Raw genomic sequence first — 18,189 nt, 5'->3', positions numbered from 1 at the left:
TGGCCGCCGTCGCGGAAGTAGACCTCTCCCAGGACGTCCCCGGTGACTTGCTGGAGGTCGCGGTCGGTGGCGCCGGCGGCCTGGGCGTCGAGGAGGCGGGCGGCCTGGCCGGGCGGGAGCGCGAGGGTCAGGTGGCGCATCCGGGAGTCGTCGGTGGTGCCGGGAGCGGCGGTGAAACCGAACCGGGCGCGGACGTCGACCACCAGGCCGCCGGTGGTGGCGGCGGCCTGACGGGCCCTCGCCCTCACCTGCGGCTGCCAGCGGCGCCGGACCTCGCCGGCCAGGCGGGCGGCGAGGTCGGCACGCGGACGCCGGATCTGATCGCGGACGTAGCGCTCGACGGTGCGCTGAGAGACGCCGAGGAGCTCCGCCACAGCCTTCGTGCTGCCCTTGTGCTGGCGCACGAGGTAACGGACCTGAGCGCCCGCGGACTTCGGCATCGGGCGGGTGAACGCGCCCGCCAGCGCGCCGGTCAGGGCGTCGTCAATGCTCATCGCGGTGTCCTCCGGGCGGTCAGGCGAAGTGGGCGGCGGCGGCGTGGGTGAACGCGTCGGCGGCGTCGATCGCGGCCTCGCGCAGCTCTCCGAGGGTGGCCGTGTCCGGGGCGCCGCGCAGGGCGTAGCAGGCGCGGGCGGCGGCGTCGGCGGCCGGGGCGAGGGCGGGCGTGAGGATCGACACCAGGACGCGCGGGGCCTCGATCGCGGAGCGGGTGGTGTGGGACTCCGCACGGGCGGCGGCGATGCGGTCGGGGTCGGCGCCCGACAGGCGCAGGTCCTCGCGCACGGCCATGGCGCGGCGGTGCGCGGCGACGGCGGCCGCGAACTGGGTGACGGCGTCGAGCTCGCGGTCGCGGCGGGCCTCGGCGCGGGTGGCGTCCCGGCCGGCTCGGGCCGAGCGGTGCTGGAGCAGCCCGGCGACGACCGCGCCGAGCAGCGTCCCGATGACGGCGACGATGGTGGTGAGCATGGTGGTGGTTCCCCCTCCAGGTCGGTGGCCCCGCGCCGAGGGCGGCGCGGGGCGGGATGCGGGCGGTCAGTCGAGGGTTTCGGGGTCGAGCGACCAGAAGCGGACGATGGGGGCGGTGAACTCGGCCTCGGGCGGCGCGCCCTTGAGCAGCCCGCGCACCGCGACTTCGACGGCGGCCCGGTGCACGGCGCTGCGCTTGTGGCCGGGGGCGAGGTCGATGGTCTCCGCGGCGGTCGTGATGCCAACGCCGGGGACTTCCACGGTCAGGACGTAGTGGTAGCGCATGGGTCCTCCAGGTGAGGGAGCCAGGGGGGCAGGCCGCCCCCGGGGCGAAGTAGAGGCGCTGTACGGCGATCTGAGCGATCTTCAGCACCCCGGACGACCGAAGAGACTCGGGCCAGGGTCCGGGGCCCGGAGATCGCCACACGGGCGGCTTCCTGGGTCTACTGGCCGATCTGCTGGTCGTCCCAGAACTCCGGCTGCTGGACGAGCCCGGCAGCCATCGCCCGCTCCGCCTCGTCCTCGGTCAGCGTGAGCGTGCCCACGGGCCCGTTTCCGGCGTACTGGATCGCCTGCCATGGCCAGGTGACGCCCTCGCAGAACTGCTCCGGCCAGTCCCGTTCGGAGCGCGGGCCGCGCCAGGGGACCCAGTCGCGCAGCCGGATCGCGTCCGCGCCCGCCTCCTTGGACTCGGCCAGACCGAACCCGTACTCGGGCCAGCGCATCCACAGGGAGCTGCCGATGGGCCGCAGATCGCGCTTGCCCATCGAGGCGTGCGGGGAGTGCGCCTCCAGGATCAAGGCGGCGCCGTTCGAGACGGTGCGGACCATCTCCAGGGCGGACATGATCGGCCGGGCGGCCTCTTCGTCGGAGGCGCCGGACGTGGTCATCTTGTAGAGCGGGCCGATGCTGATCAGGTCCGGCTTGACCCGCTCCACGAGCCGGGCGAGCCAGGCCCGGCCGGCGGCGGTGGTCAGGTCCAGCCCCTCGGGGCGGACCTCCACGGTGAACTGCCCGCGCTGGATCGGAGCCCCTTCGTCAACGGCGGCCGTCGCCATGCGGCGCAGCCACGGGCGGACCTGGGGAGCAGCGTTCTCCGCGTCGACCAGGAGCACGCGCACCGGGGCGATGCGCGCCCTCTTCCACGGGTGCAGACCGGCAGCCGCCCGGGTGAGGATCTGGCGCAGCAGCAGCGACTTACCGCCGCCCTCGCCAGCGGTGATCATCAACCGTTCCCAGCGGGCGAGGACCCCAGGGATGACCCACTCCGGTTCGTCGTCGGCCTGGTCGAGGAAGTCAAGCAGGTCCACCGGCGCGGCATCACTGGCGACGTGACGGTCGCGGACGGAACGGGCCTGCTCCACGGCGGCCTCGGCGGCCTCGGCAGCGGTGCCCTCCCGACGCTGAGCCACCGTCACCATCCGGGTACCGGCAGCCGCGAGGGCGCGCCACTGCGCATCCTCGCGGACCAGCTCGGCGTAGTGCAGCGCGTTCCCGACCGTGGGCACCGCGCCGTACAGCTCATGCAGCCAGGCCGCACCGCCGAGCCTGGCCAGGTCACCGCGCCGGGTCAGCTCCGCCGCCACGTTGATCGGGTCGCACGGCAGCTTCGCCGCCCACCGCGAGCACAGCAGGTCCCACAGCTCACCGTGGCGGGGCGAGTAGAAGTCAGCCGGCTCCAGGGCGTCGATCAACTCCGGCACCGTGTCCCCAGCCTCGGCGTGCAGCATCGTCCCGCACACCGCGTCCTCGGCCTCGCGGATCTCCTCCCGTGCCTCCAGCATCCCGGTCACAGACCCGACCCCCTCGCCAGAATCGCCGCGATCGCCGCAGCCTCAGCCGGGTCCGACATCCGGCCGCCGACGCCCGCCGGTCGCCGGACCACGGCGGCCGGGGCGGCCTCGACCTGCTTCGTCAGCGAGAACCAGGTGGCTTGCTCGCTCATCGCCCGCGCCGAGGACTCCAGGAAACCCATGTCGTGCCCCTGCTCCAGCAGCGTTGCGGCCTCCTTCGCGAACGCCCGCACCCGGGAGGGCGACGTCGTCAGACCGTGGGCGTTCCGTTCGGCGGCCCACACCTCCGCGATCCGCTCCCCGGGCGACAGTGCCGGGTGCTCCCGTTCGGTGCGCTGCTCCGGAACGTCCGCCAACGGATTCCGAGGCGTAGCCGCGTCTCTCTCTCCACCGACCTCCGGCCCGTCACCGATGTGACGTCCGGGACCAGAGAGAGAAGAGGGCAGAGAAGAAGGAAGGAGAAGGGCGGCAGATTTCGCCGCCCCAGCCCCTGCGAGATCTGCCGGGGGGGGTGCGAGATCTGCCGGGGGGGGTGCGAGATCTGCCGGGGGGGCGGCAGAATTCGCATGGGGGTCTGACCTGCGATTTTCCTCAGAAGACTCTGTGGCGGCCTCGAAGGTCAGCTCTTCGACCAGCGAGGGGCCATAGTCCTTCGGCTTGCGTTGCATGCTCGCCAGCAGCGGCAAGTTGATCCGGAAGAGGTTCGCGATCTGCGCGTTGTTCTTCGGGTTGGTCCGGGCCTTCGACCGCAGCAGGCCGCGCTTTTCCAGGGCGGCCCGCTGGTCCCGGGCGGACCGCAGCGACATGTGCGCCTCGTCCGCGAGCTGCTGCATGTGGGCGATCACGTAACCCTTGTCGTCGGTGTGGTTCGCGCACGCCATCAGGAACGCGCCCTCACCGACCTTCAGCCCGTCGGCCTGGAACACGAGGTTCATGTGCTGGATCACTGAGCCACCCCCGGCACGGTCAGGTCGGGGCGGTGTGGCGTGTCGCGCTGTACATCTCGTACGCTCAAGAGGGAGCGCACCTCCACTCGATCTCGTGTGCTTCGGCCGGCCTCTCGGGCTGCATCCCGAACCGGCCCTTCCAGGCCCCGCCTAGTGCGGGGCCTGAGTCGTCCTAGGCAAGCTCCTTGGGCAGGCCGCCTGATCGGCAGGGCGAGCCGTAGGGGTGCCTGGACAGCGGCGCTCAGCCTCGGATTTCCATGGTCACGCGGTGGTGCAGGGGGGCCGTGGTGACCGTGACGAACAAGGGCTCGCCGTTCTCGGTCCTCGCGATGCTGACGACACGGAATCCGGGGCTACCCTCCGCCATGCTGAGGGCCTCGGCGGCTGCCAGGTCCATCGGCTCGGCCGTGATCTGGCATTCGGTCCGGGCCACGTTCCACCCGAGCCAATCGGCGGCGCGCATGCCGTGCGGCGGCTGAAGCGGCGGCGCACCCACGGGGGCCAGCATGGGCGGGACGCCCTCATACCCCTCGGGGCGGCGGCTGGCGATGTCGTACGGCATGACCGTCAGCTTGTGCTGAACGGGGATGCCGTCGATCCGGCGCACGCGGTGACGCTCGACGATGTCGGCACCCTCGGTGAGACCCCACGCGGCCCACGCTGCGGGGGCGGTGGACTGGCGAACGAGGTAGGTCTCTTCGACCGCGTCGCCGCCGCCCGCTCCGTTCGGCTTCCATGCCTCGCCCTGGCTGAGGTCCGGCGGGGCGTAGGTGCCGAGGTAGGCGTCTGCGCTCGGGCCGGCCGCGACGGTCGTACCGCTGCCCGGCGCCGTGCGGGTGAGTCCAAGTGCGGTCAGGACCGCGTAGGCGGCCGCGGCGGTTTGCTGGCTCACGCCGTACTGCTCGGCCAGGTCCCGGACGCTGGGCAGTCGGGCGCCGTAGGCGTACTCACCTGCGGCGATTCCCTTCCTGATGTCTGCGACGATCGCATTCGCGTTCATGTCATGTCCTCCCGCTTCCCTGGGTGCGTCCCAGGCTATCGATGTCAAGAAGTACCGTCCGCAACCCGACTGCGTCAAGCAGGTTGCTAACCATCTTGACACTTGGGGTTGAGGTCTCTACCTTCATGGTCACGAGGTGCCAACGGGCCCCGGGGTTGCCGCCCCAGGGCCCGTCAGGACCGGCCGCATTGCCGTGCGCGCCGGGCCTGCCGCCACAAGGGCGGGGCACTGCCGGACCGACTGGAGGACCGACGTGTCGATTGTGACGGAGCGCCTGGTGGGTGCGCAGATCGAGGTACGGCCGGGGGCCGTGCGGGCGGGGAACGACGAGGACAGGCGGGCGGCGGCGGCGGCGCTGGAGGCCGCGCGGCGACAGGCGGCGCGGGACCTCGAGGCGTCGCAGGACGCGGCGCGGCGGCTGGCCGAGCTGGTGCAGCAGGCGGGGGGTGCCCGGTGAAGCAGCACATCACGCACTTCTACTTCGGGCCGTCGCGCCAGACGCGGAGCGAGCACCCGATCACCGAGACGGGCGCCTACGAGCTGATCGGCGCGAACACGGTCGGCGGCTTCGAGCCGGACGTGTTCACGCACGACGCGGCCGGCTGCCCGCTGACGACGCCGGAGGGTGCGCCGCTGCTGGTGGTCACCCTGTCCGGGGTCTTCGGCGTGGTCAGCGCTCTCGCGTTCGTCCGTGAGGGCCGCTGATGTACGGGCAGCTCCGCGTGCTCCTGGTGGACCGGGCCGTCGCCGCCGTGGCGACGGCGGCCCGGGTCGCCCGGCTCGCCGTCCGGCTCGCGACCCGGACCCGGATGGGCCCCACCGACCTCTACGCCGCGCTCGCGACCGCCCGCTTCATGGCGGCGCACGAGCTGATCGAGCGGGCCGCCGACGCCGTGGAGGCGTCCGGCGACCCCGACACCGACCTGATTCAGATCCGTACGCCGCTGTGGTTCGGCGGCATGACGCTGCACGAGGAGACCGACCAGTGAGCACCCCGACCGCTTCGCAGCAGGGCCCCTACAACTGGGCCGACTCCGACGACTTCACCACCGCCGAGCCGCGCCGCCGGCCGACCCGTACGACGCCGCCCCGGCAGGCCCGCCCGGACGACGGCCAGAGTGCGCCGCAGGAACCGTTCGGGCACTCCGGCAACGGCTCGTCCCGTGCGCAGACCGTCGCGGGCGCGGCGGGCGCGTTCGTCGGCGGCCTCGGCGGCTCCTTCGTGCCGCCGGTGAGCGTGACCGTCAACCGCAACGGCGGCGGCGGGAACGGCGGCGGTGGCGGGAAGGGCGGTGCGGGCACGGCCGGCGGCGGCGCGGACCGTCACCAGGGCGACCGCATGATCTACGCGATCGAGCGGATCGAGCTGCGCTCGGATCGCGACATCCTCGCCCTGGCCCGCGCGATCAACCACCTGGGCCGCGAGCTCCACCTCATCCTCGGCATGCGCGCCGAGGAGATCCAGGGCGTGCTGTCCACCTACAAGGGGGCGTGGTACACGTTCGGCGCCTCCAGCAAGGTCCGCGCCCGCCTGGTCGCCGCGCACCTGCGGGTGTCGGCGGAGGCCGCCAAGGCCCTCGGCGTCGGCGCGCTGAAGATGGCGCACGCCTTTGACCGGCACTTCGTCCAGCCCGAGCGCGAGGCCAAGCGCGCCCGCTCCGGCAAGACCGCCCGCAAGACGTTCACGATCGGCGGCGAGTGATGCCCGAGTGCTTCCTGTGCGGCGCGCCCGGCGCCGCGTACGACGGCTACTGCTCGCTCGCCTGCGAGATCGCCGACAACCCGGACGACTACCCCGACTACACCCACTCCGCGGACGAGGAGGTCTGACCCGATGGCACGCAAGACCCAGAGCACCGCCGCCGACAGCTCGGCCGGCTCCGAGCTGGTCGCCACCGGCAAGGGCGTGGGCAAGACCGTGGGCGGCTACGTCCTGGCCAAGACCCTGCCCTACACCCCGCCGTGGGTCGGCGCGGCCGTACTGCCGCCGCTGGCCGGGTGGGCGACGAACACCATGTGGGGCGACGACGCGATGTCGGCCGGGCTGGCGTCGGCCGGTCTCGCCCTCGGCGGCGCCGCCCTCGCGGCCGTCACCTGGAAGACCAGCGGCTCCAGCACGAAGTTCCGCAAGTTCCGGCGGGCCCAGGCGACCGCGACCGTCGCGGCCGGGATGGGCTGGCTCACCTGCGCCGTCAGCGCGGGCCCGTTCGGCAGGCCCATGCTCGACCTGTGGTTGCTCGGGGGCGGCCTGCTCGCCGCCTCGTGGAACGCCCGCCAGCTCCTGGCGAACGGCCAGGGCGCGGACCCGGAGGAGACCAACGAGTCCGGCTCGCTGGGCAAGCTCGCCGCCGCGATCGGCTGGGAGAAGGTCGCCGTCAAGGACGCCCAGGGCACCGGCAAGGGCACGGTCAAGGCCGCCATCGAGGTGGCGCCCGGCAGCGACATCGCGGCGGTGCAGGCGACGACCGCGAAGGTCGCCGCAGCGCTCCAGGTGCCGCCGTCCGGGGTGATCGTCACCCCCGACCCGGAGAACGGTGCGCGCGGCACCGTGTCCCTGCGGGTGGCCGATCTGCTCAAGGGCGGCGTCGCGTTCTTCATGCCGGACGCCTTCGGCCTGCTGCCCACGCACCCCATCCCGGTCGGCCTGTACGCCGACGGAGAGCTGTGGCTGCTCGACCCGTTCAGCCCGGCCGTGCTCCAGCACCTGCTGGTCATGGGCGTCACCGGCGCGGGCAAGTCGGAGTTCGCGCGCGCCGTCTTCGCTCACCTGGCCACCCGCGCCAAGGTCGCCCTGCACGTGATCGACCTGGCCAAGGGCGACCAGACGGTCGGTCACATCCGCGACGGGATCGACTGGCTGATCCAGGACCCGAAGGAAGCCAAGCGCTACGTCAAGGCCCTGCCGGCCGCGATCCGGGCGCGCGGCAGCGTCCTGTCGGCCGAGGGCCTGGACCGGTGGACCCCCGCGTCGTCGCTGTCGGCCGTGGCGGTCTGGATCGAGGAGGCCGCCGACACCGCGTCCTTCGAGGAGCTGGAGGAGATCGCCCGCAAGGCCCGCTCCGTCGGCATCTGGCTGATCATCAGCCTCCAGCGCGCCACCTGGACCAACATGTCCACGGACATCCGCGCCAACCTCCAGGCGGCGGCCTGCTTCGGCGTCGACCAGGCGTCCGACGCCGGGTTCTGCCTGCCCGACTCCGTCACCGACGCAGGCGCTGTCCCCGCCTGGGGAAGCTCCCGCCCCGGCTACGCCTACGCCACCGGCATGGGCATCCCACAGGAGCGGTGGACCATGGAGGCCCGCTCCTCCCTGACCGACCGCTCCGTCCTGGCCGCCCTCGTGGCCGCCGCCGCCCCGTACCGCGACCCGCTGGACGAGACGACCGCCGCCGCCCTCGGGCAGACCTACGCCCAGCGCACCCACCGGGGCACCAACAAGACCACTCCGGGCATCGAGCGGTCGGCCGCCGCCGCCCGCGCCTGGCTGGCGTCGGTCGACATCGAGTTCGGGTCCGCCGTGACCGCCTCCACCGACCCCGCCAACCCGGCCTTCCCGCCCTTCCCCGGCGGCGCCCCGGCGACCGCCCAGGCCGCTCCGCCCGCCCCGGCCGCGATCCCGGCCACCCGCACGGCCGCTCCGCTGCCCGGCCCGGCCACCTCCGCCACCGACGAGGACGACGACATGACCGACATCGAGGACGCCGCCACCGTGGAGATCCAGGACGCCTACGACGAGATCATGGGCACCATCCCCGCCGACCCCGAGCCGGACGCCGACTACGCCCACCTCGACCTGGACGACGACGTCCCCGCCGAGGACCCGGACTCCGACATCGAGTTCGAGGCGCCCGCCCGCGTCTCGACCGAGGAGGCACGGCACAGGCTCTACACCGAGCTCGACCTGTGGGTGACCCAGTCCCGGTTGGAGTTCCAGCCCGCCGACCTCATCCCCGCGACCGTGGCGGCCGGCCGCAAGCGCCCCTGGCTCCAGGGCGAGCTCAAGCGGCTCGTGGCCGAGGGCACCCTCGCGCACGACTCCCACGGGGTCTACACGATCCTCCACTCGCCGCTCCAGCCCGCGTAGCAGCTACGGAAAGTGACGGTCTGACAGTCACGGCGCGGCCTGACTCTCGACAGTCAGGCCCGCCGGGGGCCTAAAGAGAAGTCACGCGAAATCCCAGGTGAAACCCCTGACAGTGGGGTCTGACTGTCAAAAATGCCCACCCCTGACACCTCTCTGACGGTCACTCAGAGTGAGGAGCCCCATATGTACACCGGACGCCCCGAGGACCTGCGCCGCAAGCAGCAGCAGGCCGCCGCCATCGCCGTGGAGATCACCGAGCTGCTGACCCGGATCGACGCCCTCGGCATCGGGCCGGTGCTGCCCGCTCAGGGCCGCATCTCCCACGACGCCTTCGAGATCCGCCGCACCGAGCGCGGTTGGACCGTCCGCGCCTGACCCGCCCCGAGACCCGCGAGGAGCACCCTGTGGACCCGCAGCCCCGCCCCGAGGCCGCCCAGACCGCCGCCGCCCTCATCGCGGCCGTAGAGGCCGCCTACGCCCCCGCCGAGACGGCGTACCGCGACCCCGCCCCGCTGCCCGTCGTCGGCACCACTCCGCCGGTCGCCCAGCCCGGCCGCCCCCCGATGAGCCAGAAGGCCACCGACGCCTCCGTGGTGATGCTCGCCGCCGGCGCCGCGTCCCTCCCGATCGGCGGCTCGGCCGCCCTCGTGCTGTGGGCCCTCGGCCAGGTCGACCCGGTCGTCCTGGCCCTCGCCGCCGGCGCCCCGGTCGCCGTCCTGGCCACCCTCGGCCGCCTTCTCGGCCGGGCCAAGCAGGCCGCCGAGGCCGCCCCGCCCACCCACCACCACCACTACGCGGGCCCCGTCCACCAGGACCACCGCCACACCGAGACCACCGCCCGCGGACTCATCGCCCGCGCCCAGACCAAGAGCGAAAGGTGACCGGCATGACCACCGTCCTGGAAGCCGTCCTGGAGACCCACGGAATGCGCTGCGCCTGCGAGAGCGCCTGTGGCCACCACGAGGGCAAGCCCTGCAAGCGGAACCACTACGAACGCCCGCTGCTCGCCGCTCCCTACCCGCCCCGCGCAACCGACGCGGCGAACGCCGCCGTGCCCGTGGAGGACCTGCGGCCCCTGTGCGCGCCGTGCTGGCGCGCGGCCGTCAAGGCCGCGCAGGACCGCGCCGCCGAGGAGCGTCGCCGCGTCCTGGAGGCCGCCCAGCTCGACCTGTTCGACCCGGCCGCCGTCGCGGCCGGCTGACCCACCCCCAGACCCACGGCAGGGCCAGGAGATCGCACCCCCTGGCCCCGCCCACGACCACGGAGGCACCACCGTGACGCACCTCGAAACCTACCCTCCGGCCGTGAACGGCACGGCCCGCCCCGGCGCTCCAGGGAGCTCCGCCGCTCCCCACACGCGGGTCGGTGCTCCGCCCGTGCCCGGGACGGGGCAGACTGCACGGATGCGCGACACCCTGACGGACACCCAGACCCCGGCCAACGGGGTGGCCATGGCCCCGGCCAGTACGACGGCGGCCGGGGCCGCTCCGGTGGCCACCCCGGCCACTCCGGCCTCCGGGAAGACGACTCCGCCCGCTCCCCGCAAGGGCAGCGAGGGGTGGCCGGCCGAGGAGGCCGAGGGGGTACTCACGGCCCCGGCCGTGACCACCTCCGACCCGGCCACCGTGGCCACCCCCCCGGCCACCGCCCCCGACACCAGGGCCCGCCAGTGGATCGTGCGCGGCCTCGGTGCCCTGGTTCTCCTCGGCACCCCGGTCATCGGCGGCATCGGCTTCGCCGCCTCCTACGACACCCTGAAGAACCTGGCCGCCGCCAATGGGTTCGGGGGCATCGCGCCGTGGTTCCCGATCGGCATCGACGTCGGCATCCTGATCTTCCTGGCCTGGGACTTGATCATGGTGGCCAGGCGGCGGCCGTGGCCACTGGTCAGGGTGATTGCGCACGTCCTGACCCTGGCCACGGTCGGCCTGAACGCCGCCGCGGGTCGCGCGGCCGGCGAGGGCGTCTGGGACGCGTTGTGGGGCGACCCGACCCGCGCCGTCATGCACGGCCTGATGCCGATCCTGTTCATCGTCGGCGTGGAGGGCGCCCGTCGGCTCCTCATCGACATCGCCCGCCTGGAGGACGGCGGCGGCACCGACTCCATCCCCGTCCACCGCTGGATCCTGTCCCCGATCGCCACGCCGCGCCTGTACCGGCGCATGCGGCTGGCGAACATCACCTCCTACGAGGAGATGGTGCGGCGGATGCAGGAGCTGGAGGGATACCGCGTGTGGCTCAAGCAGGAGCTGAAGGGGGACCTGTCGAAGGCGACGGATGAGCAGCGGCTGCCCATGACGATGTTCGATCAGGGCTACACCGTCCAGGAGGCCCTGGCGCTGCCCGCGAAGTGGAAGGCGGAGGCGGACGAGCGCGAGGCGGCGGAGGACGCGCGTAAGGCGAAGGCCGAGGCGGCCGAGGCGGAGCGCAACGCGATGAAGGAGATCTCCAAGCTGGAGTCGGACGCCCGTATCAAGCAGGCAAAGGCGCGGATCGAGGCCGTCACCCGTACGGCGGAGGCGTCCTCCGAGGCGGAGGCGGCCGAAGCGGTCTCGGCGGCGGAGGCCGCCAAGACGAAGGCCGAGTTCGCCCGCCGGTCGGCGGTGCGCCAGGCGGAGGCGGAGGAAGCCGCGCTGGAGTCGGAGGAGGCGGCCGCCGCCCGCCGCCGCGCCGCCGAGGACGACCGCGCCGCCGCGGAGGCGGAGGCCGCCGCCGAGGAGGCCCGGCTCCAGGCGGCCCGCAAGGCCGAGGAGGCGGAGCGGCGCGAGACGGCGGCGGAGAAGGCCAGGGCCGACCGGGCCGAGGCCGCTCGACTCGCCGCCGTGGCGGGCCGGGATGCCGCCCTTGCCGAACAGCAGGCGGCGGAGGCTCGTGCGGCCGCCGCCCGCGCGGACCTCGCCGCGACGGCCGCCGACGACCTGCTGAAGCTGACCTCCGCCGAGCGCAACGTGCGCCGCGTCGCCCGCTGGCTGCTCGCCGCCCACCCGGCCGGCACCCCGGTCGACAAGATCGACATCAAGGCAGTGCCGCTCAGCAGGATCATGGACAAGCTGAACCTCGGGCAGACCCGCGCCGGGGAGCTGCGCCAGGAGGCCCTGGCGCTCCTGGAAGACGGCTACACCCCGGACGCCGAGGAGACGTACGCGAGCTGACCCCGCACCACAGACGTGGAGGGCGGCCCCAGATGGGGCCGCCCTCCACGCGTTTCCGGCCGACGTCAGCGCCGCCCGCCCCACCACCGGCGGCGCGGTTGCTCCTCCCCGTCGTCGCCCGCCGCATCTGCCGGCGGCGCGGGGGTACCGGGACGGGCGGCCTGCTCGGGCACGACCACGCCCGGGGTGATCGCCGCCCGCTCCGGGGCGGGCGTCAGCGCCCGCAGCGCCGTGCGCAGGTCTTCCAGGTGCTGATCCCGGTCCGCGAGCTGACGGCGCAGGTACTCGGCCTCGACCGCCGCCAGCTCGGCGGCATGCCGGGCCTCGGACAGCTCGGCGCGCAGCGCTGCGACGTCGGCGGCCGGGGCCGGCTCCGGGGCCGCTGGCTCCGGGGTGTCCGGCGGGGCGGGCGCGTTGAGCTTGAAGCCTGCGGCGAGGAGTGCGTCCACGGGGATGAGCCAGCCCCGTTGCGGGTCCTGGACACAGCCGGGCAGGTCCCCGTCCTCGCGCCGACGCCGGATCGTGGAGCGGCTGACCCCGCACGCGGTGGCGGCCTCACGTTGGGTCAGCATCGGACGAGTCGTACTCATGGCCTCATCCTCCCCCGTCCACCCCTCACAGCCGAGGAGCGGGGCAGGGTCAGCCGTTGAGCCGCATACAGACGCTGGGCTGCACGTACTTGCGCGCCACCCAGCCCACCGTGCCGTCCTTGATGCCGGAGGCGGACCGGCCGTCGAGCCGGACCTTGACCCAGCCTCCGCGCTCGGCGAGTACGTCGACATCGTCCCCCTTGCGCAGGTGGCCGAGGGAGGCGTAGCGGGCGCCGGCGCCGCTGCGCAGGTGCACCGAGTCACCGGTGATGTCGTAACCGCACGTGCTCGCGGGGATCGTCGCGGGCACGGAGTGCTGCTGCGCGACGGCCGGGGCGGCGGGAGCCAGGAGAGCGGCGGCGACCGCCGCGGAGTACAGGATCTTTCGCATGATCGTCCAACCGGCCAGGGCGGGGCGGGCGTCACGGCCGGACCGGCGGCGCCACCCCCACGGGGGACGCCCCGGCCGGGACGCGCGCTCCTGATACTCGAGGACGGCGGCGCCCAGGCGCTCGGCGCCCGGCCGGGGCCAGTTCGAGGTGACGGGGTTGACGAAACGGGTGGGGGACTGTCCGGTAAGCGGCCTAGGCTCGGCCGGATGTGATCGCGCCCCGGCGCAAGGAGGCCCCATGAGCAGCACTGACCCGGACTGGTGGAGCCAGCCGCACGAGCGTCCGCCGCAGCACAGCGACGACCTGGCCGAGGCCGCCGCCTCGATGCGCGACGCCGCCGAGTACCTGCGCGACGCCGCCACCCCGGCCGCCCCGCCCAAAGAGCGGGACTGGGACCTGTCATGGCTGACGGATTGGGTCCGCTACACCGAGCAGGGGCAGGCGGCCCGCCGCGCGGTGTGGTCGGTCGGCCCGCTGTGGACGTTCTTCCTGTGGTCGCAGAGATTCCCGTTCTGGGACGCCACCGGAATGAGCCTCATCGCATTTGTGATCGTGGGCGGCCTCCATCTGCGGGCCGAAAGGAAAACAACCCGGCTGCTGACATGGGGAGTTCCTATCGGTCTCGCCTACTACGCGCCGGTCGCTATCGTATTCGGACTCGCGAAAGTCCTTGTAGGGGGTTGAAATTGAAGACGGTCACTCTCGGCATGTTCACCGTGGGATTCCTCATCCTGGTGGCGCGCCTTTCTCACTTCTGGCTCAAGAGTCGGTCCCGCGACTGGAAGCTCCTTGCGCCTTTCGGAATCTCCGCAGTCGCTTTCGCGGCGGCCGGCGCATGCGTGGGCGGCGTCATCGGCACCGTCATGGGATGGGCCCGCACCGGTGTCGGGAAGGCGGGTGACGTCGCACTGGAGAAAGGCACCGGCGCCTCACACGTCGAGATTTCCCGCCCGCTGGAGTTCGGGACTCTGACTCCTTTCGGCGCGGTCATCATGCTCGGCCTGCTCGTCCTTTTCTTCGTCGCCTGGAAGTCGGCCCGGCGCAAGCCCAAGGCCGAGCTTTCCTGGGGTGCGCCTGTAGGGCTGACGATGGGCCCGTTCCTCGGCGCGGTCACCGTCACGCCACTGATCAACATGCTCGGCTCGATGCTCATCGAGCGTCCGTTCTTCAGCTAGGCCCGGACCGATGACTGACCACGAATCCGCGGGCACTCCCCCCGGCACCGAGCCGGCGCCTGCGGCCGACGGCTCCCCGGCGGGCCCGGCCGGCCGGTTCCTCGCCCGGATCGCGCTCGGCGCCCGCCACCTCGCGGCGGGCCTGCGCCACATTCTGACCACCGGTCACCAGAGCGATGAGGAGATCCGCCGCACCCTCGTACTGCGCCAGCTCGAAGCGCACGACGCCGTACGCGACACCGCCCGCGAGGAGCTGGACGCCGTCCGCCGCCGCATCACCCGCCTGGAGCTGGCCGGCGCCGAGGAGGGCTGGACGCCCGAGCAGCGCCAGCAGGTCAGGATGCTGCGCGAGGAGCGGCGCCGCCGCGAGGCCGCCGCACGGGACATGGGCAGGGTCCCGTTCGTCCCAGTCCAGCCCACCGCCGACCAGATCCGGCGCGCCCGCCACAAGGGCAGCACCGTCCGCCTCCTCGGCCTCCTGGCCTTTCTGGCCGCCCTGTCCTGGCTCCTGGTGCAGCGGCCCGCCCTGCTCGCCCCGGCCGCCCTGGCCGCCCTGATCTGGCTGTGGTGGTCAGGCGGCCACCCGCCGGTGCTGGCCCAGCGCCCCGTACCCGACCGGCTGCTGGCGCGGCCCGAGCTGGATCCCGACGCCGCCCCGGCCGCCCTCACGGCCGCCCCTGGCCAGGACGACGATCAGGACCAGGACACCGACCTGCGGCACGTCACCACCGCGGATGAGGCCACCGCCCGCATCGCCGCCGCCCTGGCCAAGCGCAAGGTGCACGTGCGGTCGGTCGCTCCCGCCGTCCGTACGGCCTACGGCTGGCAGGCGGACCTCACCCTGAGAGAGGGCACCGTGGCCGACGTCGTCGCCGTCCTGCGCAGGCTCGACACCGACTTCCGGGTCGGCACCGGCCGGACCCTGGCCGAGGGCAGCACCGACGACAGCGCCATCGTCACCCTGCGGGTCCTCACGTCCGACCCGTTCGCCAACCCGCCGGCCCCGCCGGTCCGACCGCCCCTGTCCTGCTCGATCCTCGACCCCGTCTCGGACATCGTCTCCCTCGACGGAGAGCCCACCCCGCTCTATCTGGCCGGTACCTCGGTCCTGGCCGTCGCCGTCATGGGCGGCGGAAAGTCCTCGCTCGTCCGGGACCTGGCCGACTACGTCACCGCCTGCCGTGACGCCGTCGCCGTCGACATCGACCCCACCGGCCGGGGCCTCGGCCCCCTGCGCCGCGCCGCCCTGCGCACCGCCTACACCCCCGAGGCCGCCGAGGCCGAGCTCCGCCGGCTCCTGGCCGAGGCCCGGCGCCGCACCGCCGACCTCGGCGAGACCGAGGACGTCTGGCAGGTCACCCCCACAACCCCCGCGATCGTGGCGTTCCTGGACGAGTACGCCCAGCTCACCCCGGAGGGCAAGGGGCTCGCTATCGAGGTCCTGCGCATCGCCCGCAAGGCCCGGATCTCCCTCGTGGTGTGCACCCAGGACGCAACCGCCGACGTCATGGGTGACGCGGTCGCGGACGTCTTCCCGATCCGGGTCCTCATGCCCTGCCGCAAGGCCGACATCGGCGTGACCCTGTGGCCGTCCGCCGTCTCCGAGGGCTGGACAGCACACCACCTCACCCCGGGAGACGACCACGCCCCGCACGACGCCGGCCGCTGCTTCATCTGGGCCCCCGGCCACAAGCGGCCGATCCTGCGCTACGTCCCCCACATCGCGCCCCACGACGCCCTGCAGCGCGCCCAGGAGCGCCTGGACGCGGGCCTGCCGACCCTGACGGCCACCGACGGGCCCCAGGCCGCGCAGGCGGCCGCTCAGCCCATCGTGGCCGTGATGCTCGACGCGTTCGCCGCCGCCGGTGCCGAGGAGCTGACCGTGGCCGAGCTCCTGGACGCGCTCGCCGCCGTCGACCCCGGCCACTGGACGCAGTGGGACACCCGTCCGGACCGACTGGCCATGGGGGGCCGTGAGATCAAGAGAGCGCTCAAGGACGCGGGCCTGCCTCCCGTGCCTACGGTCCGTTCCAAGCTTCCCGGCCGGCCCAGTGCCTACCGTCTCCAGGACCTCAAATCCGCCCTTGACGAGACCGGCTGACGGCCTGTCCGCGGCCTGTCCGCCGGCCTGTCGGTCGACAGGCCACGACCTGACGGCCGACAGGCCACCCGACAGGTCCTCACCTGCAAGGACAGGATCGACAGGCCAAATCGGCACCCCTCGGCCGCCGCCGCCTGAGACCATCTCCACACACCATCGAGGAGGACCGGATGCCCGCGCCCACCCCCACGCCCGGCGCGTGCGACGCCATTGTCGGCGCCGCACGTCAGTACTGCCTCCAAGGCACGTCCCAAGGCGCCCAAGGCGGCGGTGGATCCGCCCCCCGCCTGGACGACCCCGCCACCTCCCTCGACCCGCTCACCGCTTTCGCCCAGTCCGTTGCCAAGGGCGCGGCCTGGATCGTGGAGAAGCTCGCCGGCTCCATCGACGGCATCGCCGCATTCGACGCCACCCGCGAGGGGTTCCTCGTCCAGTACGCCGTCGTGTTCGCGGCCTCCGCGTTCCTCACGATCTTGCTGTGGCTTTTCGCCGTCGCCAAGCGCGCGATGCGCGGCGTCCCCCTCACCACCGCATTCGGTGAAGCCATCGGCCTCCTGTGGTTCACCGTCGGCGCCTCCGCGTTCACGCCGCTCGTGCTCCACGTCGTCGTCGGCGCGGTCGACGCCGTCACCGATGCCCTCGCCGGCACCGACGACGGATCGGCGGCCACCCTCTTCAAGTCCATGGCGGCCGCCCTGCGTCAGGGCGGCGAGAACATCGGCGGCGGTCCGATCATGCTCCTCATCGTGGCGGGCCTGATCATCTTGACCGCCGGTGCTCTCTGGCTGGAGCTCGCCCTGCGCGGCGTCGCCCTCTACGTCGGTGCCGTCCTGGCCACCATCGTCTACGCCGGGCTGGTCGACCGCGCCCTGTGGCCCAAGGTCCGGATCTGGGTCGGATTCATGATCGCCCTCATCCTCGTGAAGCCGGTCATCGTCATTTCCCTGAGCATCGCCTCGGTATTCACGGCCGCCGAGGGCCCCGGCTCAACACCCGTGATTGTCGCCGGACTCGCGGTCATCATTCTTGCCCTCCTCGCCGGATGGCAGATTTTCCGATTCGTGCCCGGGTACGGCGACGACATTGCGATCGGTCTCGCCCACCGTGCCACCGCAGGCGCCGCGCGCGGCGCTGTCCGAATCGCAGGCGGAGCCGCCGGTGTCGTCGCGCAGGGAATCCGTACCCACGCCACCCGCGATACCGCAGCACCCAAGAATCAGGGCGGCGGAAACAAGAGCAAAGCCCAAGGCGTGAGCGACGGTATTTCCACCCACGGTTCCCGCCGAGGAGACAAAAAGAGCAAGTAGTCCGACAGAAGCGGCGTCCCACCCAAGGGGCGCCGCTTTCTTCATGCTCCGACACAGGCGGCCGCGCCGGACCGTGATCTAAAACCGGCGCGCTCGTTCACCGGACATGGACACGATGCAAAAGGCGAGTATCGGCGTGGCGTGGCTGCAATGCACCGAGTGCGGCCAGTCCGGGCACGTCATCCTGGAAACGGACTCCACCACCCCGATGCTCACGGCGGCGACGGAGCACGTCATGGAAGCGCACCCCGACAAGAGCCCGCTCGGGTTACTCCGGCTGCACACGGCCGACGCGTCCTTCTTCCGCCGGCCCGAAGGGCTCGACGACCCCGCAACCTGGGTGCGGCACCTGAACCGCGACCTTCCCCCGGACTTCTGACCCCGCCGTCCGTCGGGCGGTCGGTAGGGTCGCGGTAGCCCGCGCCGATATGGCGTGCGCGGGTGAGGCCCGGCGCCCAAGACGCGTTCTGGGGGCAGTACCGCCGGGCCGCCCCGAACCTGCACCCGCCACAGGGCGGTCATTCCAAAATTTTGGAATGACCGCCCTGTGGCAGGTCTCAGCAAGGGGCCGGGAGCGGCAGGCCCGTGGGCCGGGCCTGTCGGTGCGGGCGCCTACGGTGGGGGTGTGCCCGAGCAGCCGTCCTCTTCCGATCCCGTCCCGGTGCCGGTGACAGTGGTCCTG

23 protein-coding genes are annotated in these 18,189 nt (G+C 73.0%); 15 read left to right on the top strand and 8 right to left on the bottom strand.

All coding sequences use genetic code 11. From position 1 onward, the window contains the following. From ABZ135_RS37415 to ABZ135_RS37390, 6 genes are all read right to left on the bottom strand, one after another. On the bottom strand, positions 1–494 hold a 494-nt coding region (locus tag ABZ135_RS37415), incomplete at its 3' end, for a helix-turn-helix transcriptional regulator (protein WP_356702629.1). Positions 495–513: 19 nt separating this feature from the next. Continuing rightward, positions 514–966, bottom strand: a complete 453-nt coding sequence (locus tag ABZ135_RS37410; protein WP_356702627.1) for a protein kilB — start codon at positions 964–966, stop codon at positions 514–516. A gap of 66 nt (positions 967–1,032) precedes the next feature. Beyond that, entirely contained in the window at positions 1,033–1,251 is a 219-nt protein-coding gene (locus ABZ135_RS37405; RefSeq protein ID WP_356702625.1) for a hypothetical protein, read from the bottom strand. A gap of 158 nt (positions 1,252–1,409) precedes the next feature. Then, entirely contained in the window at positions 1,410–2,750 is a 1,341-nt protein-coding gene (locus tag ABZ135_RS37400) for an AAA family ATPase (protein ID WP_356702631.1), read from the bottom strand. Between the two features lie 5 nt (positions 2,751–2,755). Next, positions 2,756–3,706: a hypothetical protein gene (locus tag ABZ135_RS37395; RefSeq protein WP_356702623.1), complete on the bottom strand. Its 951-nt coding sequence runs from the start codon at positions 3,704–3,706 to the stop codon at positions 2,756–2,758. Between the two features lie 241 nt (positions 3,707–3,947). Then, on the bottom strand, positions 3,948–4,706 hold the full coding sequence (locus ABZ135_RS37390) for a GntR family transcriptional regulator (RefSeq protein WP_356702621.1): 759 nt from the start codon (positions 4,704–4,706) through the stop codon (positions 3,948–3,950). A 253-nt stretch (positions 4,707–4,959) separates the two neighbouring features. Here ABZ135_RS37390 and ABZ135_RS37385 point away from each other — a divergent pair, with 253 nt between their 5' ends. From ABZ135_RS37385 to ABZ135_RS37340, 10 genes are all read left to right on the top strand, one after another. Continuing rightward, positions 4,960–5,163 carry a hypothetical protein gene (locus tag ABZ135_RS37385; RefSeq protein ID WP_356702619.1) on the top strand — a complete coding sequence of 68 codons (204 nt, stop codon included), beginning with the start codon at positions 4,960–4,962 and terminating at the stop codon, positions 5,161–5,163. Then, complete coding sequence (locus ABZ135_RS37380) at positions 5,160–5,411, top strand: hypothetical protein (protein ID WP_356702617.1); 252 nt, start codon at positions 5,160–5,162, stop codon at positions 5,409–5,411. Before ABZ135_RS37385 ends, ABZ135_RS37380 begins: the two co-directional genes overlap by 4 nt. After that, positions 5,411–5,695, top strand: coding sequence for a hypothetical protein (locus ABZ135_RS37375; protein ID WP_356702616.1), 285 nt, complete (start codon positions 5,411–5,413; stop codon positions 5,693–5,695). The genes ABZ135_RS37380 and ABZ135_RS37375 overlap by 1 nt, the downstream gene beginning before the upstream one ends. Next, entirely contained in the window at positions 5,692–6,408 is a 717-nt protein-coding gene (locus ABZ135_RS37370) for a hypothetical protein (protein ID WP_356702614.1), read from the top strand. Before ABZ135_RS37375 ends, ABZ135_RS37370 begins: the two co-directional genes overlap by 4 nt. After that, complete coding sequence (locus ABZ135_RS37365) at positions 6,408–6,536, top strand: hypothetical protein (protein WP_356702612.1); 129 nt, start codon at positions 6,408–6,410, stop codon at positions 6,534–6,536. The genes ABZ135_RS37370 and ABZ135_RS37365 overlap by 1 nt, the downstream gene beginning before the upstream one ends. 4 nt (positions 6,537–6,540) lie before the next feature. After that, complete coding sequence (locus ABZ135_RS37360; RefSeq protein WP_356702610.1) at positions 6,541–8,790, top strand: FtsK/SpoIIIE domain-containing protein; 2,250 nt, start codon at positions 6,541–6,543, stop codon at positions 8,788–8,790. A 183-nt stretch (positions 8,791–8,973) separates the two neighbouring features. Beyond that, positions 8,974–9,165: a hypothetical protein gene (locus tag ABZ135_RS37355; RefSeq protein WP_356702608.1), complete on the top strand. Its 192-nt coding sequence runs from the start codon at positions 8,974–8,976 to the stop codon at positions 9,163–9,165. A 29-nt stretch (positions 9,166–9,194) separates the two neighbouring features. Further along, positions 9,195–9,671 carry a hypothetical protein gene (locus ABZ135_RS37350; protein WP_356702606.1) on the top strand — a complete coding sequence of 159 codons (477 nt, stop codon included), beginning with the start codon at positions 9,195–9,197 and terminating at the stop codon, positions 9,669–9,671. Positions 9,672–9,676: 5 nt separating this feature from the next. Continuing rightward, positions 9,677–9,991: a hypothetical protein gene (locus ABZ135_RS37345; RefSeq protein ID WP_356702605.1), complete on the top strand. Its 315-nt coding sequence runs from the start codon at positions 9,677–9,679 to the stop codon at positions 9,989–9,991. Between the two features lie 202 nt (positions 9,992–10,193). Then, entirely contained in the window at positions 10,194–11,942 is a 1,749-nt protein-coding gene (locus ABZ135_RS37340; RefSeq protein WP_356702603.1) for a DUF2637 domain-containing protein, read from the top strand. A gap of 65 nt (positions 11,943–12,007) precedes the next feature. Here ABZ135_RS37340 and ABZ135_RS37335 read toward each other — a convergent pair whose 3' ends face one another. Then, positions 12,008–12,514: a helix-turn-helix domain-containing protein gene (locus ABZ135_RS37335; protein WP_356702601.1), complete on the bottom strand. Its 507-nt coding sequence runs from the start codon at positions 12,512–12,514 to the stop codon at positions 12,008–12,010. Between the two features lie 67 nt (positions 12,515–12,581). Next, entirely contained in the window at positions 12,582–12,923 is a 342-nt protein-coding gene (locus ABZ135_RS37330) for an SH3 domain-containing protein (protein WP_356702599.1), read from the bottom strand. A 238-nt stretch (positions 12,924–13,161) separates the two neighbouring features. On the opposite strand from ABZ135_RS37330, the gene ABZ135_RS37325 reads away from it, so the two are divergent. The 5 genes from ABZ135_RS37325 (at position 13,162) to ABZ135_RS37305 (ending at position 17,886) form a co-directional block, all read left to right on the top strand. Beyond that, positions 13,162–13,608 carry a hypothetical protein gene (locus tag ABZ135_RS37325; protein WP_356702597.1) on the top strand — a complete coding sequence of 149 codons (447 nt, stop codon included), beginning with the start codon at positions 13,162–13,164 and terminating at the stop codon, positions 13,606–13,608. Between the two features lie 2 nt (positions 13,609–13,610). Continuing rightward, on the top strand, positions 13,611–14,099 hold the full coding sequence (locus ABZ135_RS37320; RefSeq protein WP_356702595.1) for a hypothetical protein: 489 nt from the start codon (positions 13,611–13,613) through the stop codon (positions 14,097–14,099). 10 nt (positions 14,100–14,109) lie between these two features. Then, positions 14,110–16,200, top strand: a complete 2,091-nt coding sequence (locus ABZ135_RS37315; RefSeq protein WP_356702594.1) for a hypothetical protein — start codon at positions 14,110–14,112, stop codon at positions 16,198–16,200. Between the two features lie 170 nt (positions 16,201–16,370). Continuing rightward, positions 16,371–17,507: a hypothetical protein gene (locus ABZ135_RS37310; protein ID WP_356702592.1), complete on the top strand. Its 1,137-nt coding sequence runs from the start codon at positions 16,371–16,373 to the stop codon at positions 17,505–17,507. 136 nt (positions 17,508–17,643) lie between these two features. Continuing rightward, positions 17,644–17,886, top strand: coding sequence for a hypothetical protein (locus ABZ135_RS37305; RefSeq protein ID WP_356702590.1), 243 nt, complete (start codon positions 17,644–17,646; stop codon positions 17,884–17,886). Positions 17,887–18,189 lie beyond the last annotated feature (303 nt).

The sequence above is a fragment of the Streptomyces sp. NPDC006339 genome, from assembly GCF_040612775.1.
Classification (GTDB): domain Bacteria; phylum Actinomycetota; class Actinomycetes; order Streptomycetales; family Streptomycetaceae; genus Streptomyces.
This window is presented reverse-complemented; position numbering and strand designations above follow the sequence as displayed.

Bases quoted from the DNA above. Each gene is read 5' to 3' on its own strand.
- ABZ135_RS37355 (WP_356702608.1), top strand. From the start codon at position 8,974: ATGTACACCGGACGCCCCGAGGACCTGCGCCGCAAGCAGCAGCAGGCC.
- ABZ135_RS37405 (WP_356702625.1), bottom strand. From the start codon at position 1,251: ATGCGCTACCACTACGTCCTGACCGTGGAAGTCCCCGGCGTTGGCATC.
- ABZ135_RS37325 (WP_356702597.1), top strand. From the start codon at position 13,162: ATGAGCAGCACTGACCCGGACTGGTGGAGCCAGCCGCACGAGCGTCCG.
- ABZ135_RS37340 (WP_356702603.1), top strand. From the start codon at position 10,194: ATGCGCGACACCCTGACGGACACCCAGACCCCGGCCAACGGGGTGGCC.
- ABZ135_RS37345 (WP_356702605.1), top strand. From the start codon at position 9,677: ATGACCACCGTCCTGGAAGCCGTCCTGGAGACCCACGGAATGCGCTGC.
- ABZ135_RS37375 (WP_356702616.1), top strand. From the start codon at position 5,411: ATGTACGGGCAGCTCCGCGTGCTCCTGGTGGACCGGGCCGTCGCCGCC.
- ABZ135_RS37315 (WP_356702594.1), top strand. From the start codon at position 14,110: ATGACTGACCACGAATCCGCGGGCACTCCCCCCGGCACCGAGCCGGCG.
- ABZ135_RS37310 (WP_356702592.1), top strand. From the start codon at position 16,371: ATGCCCGCGCCCACCCCCACGCCCGGCGCGTGCGACGCCATTGTCGGC.
- ABZ135_RS37360 (WP_356702610.1), top strand. From the start codon at position 6,541: ATGGCACGCAAGACCCAGAGCACCGCCGCCGACAGCTCGGCCGGCTCC.
- ABZ135_RS37330 (WP_356702599.1), bottom strand. From the start codon at position 12,923: ATGCGAAAGATCCTGTACTCCGCGGCGGTCGCCGCCGCTCTCCTGGCT.
- ABZ135_RS37400 (WP_356702631.1), bottom strand. From the start codon at position 2,750: ATGCTGGAGGCACGGGAGGAGATCCGCGAGGCCGAGGACGCGGTGTGC.
- ABZ135_RS37390 (WP_356702621.1), bottom strand. From the start codon at position 4,706: ATGAACGCGAATGCGATCGTCGCAGACATCAGGAAGGGAATCGCCGCA.
- ABZ135_RS37335 (WP_356702601.1), bottom strand. From the start codon at position 12,514: ATGCTGACCCAACGTGAGGCCGCCACCGCGTGCGGGGTCAGCCGCTCC.
- ABZ135_RS37365 (WP_356702612.1), top strand. From the start codon at position 6,408: ATGCCCGAGTGCTTCCTGTGCGGCGCGCCCGGCGCCGCGTACGACGGC.
- ABZ135_RS37410 (WP_356702627.1), bottom strand. From the start codon at position 966: ATGCTCACCACCATCGTCGCCGTCATCGGGACGCTGCTCGGCGCGGTC.